The following is a 235-nucleotide window of genomic DNA, read 5'->3' as shown; positions in this document are numbered from 1 at the left end:
ACAGCAGAAATGGTAGCCAATATCGTAACATTCTTTTCTAAACTGTAAATTTCTAAGCGACCAGCATTCTCAATTCCTGTATTGATATCCTCTAAAGGTTTACCAATACGGGTAATACCTTTCGATATTAGTCTTGATACAGGTGAATTTATCTGAGCACAAAGCTTCTGTGCAGAATCAATCTTACCATTACTCACATGGTCCTTTATTTGATTCTTGAAATTTGAATCCACCT

General features: G+C 35.3%; 1 protein-coding gene. It reads right to left on the bottom strand.

Annotated features, from left to right (window positions below; all coding sequences use genetic code 11):
• A partial coding sequence (locus ACRHOC_RS15180; RefSeq protein WP_431159446.1) for a MotA/TolQ/ExbB proton channel family protein occupies positions 1-235 on the bottom strand: 235 nt, incomplete at both ends.

The sequence above is a fragment of the Winogradskyella poriferorum genome (assembly GCF_050618035.1).
In the GTDB taxonomy this organism is placed as follows: domain Bacteria; phylum Bacteroidota; class Bacteroidia; order Flavobacteriales; family Flavobacteriaceae; genus Winogradskyella; species Winogradskyella poriferorum_A.
This window is presented reverse-complemented; position numbering and strand designations above follow the sequence as displayed.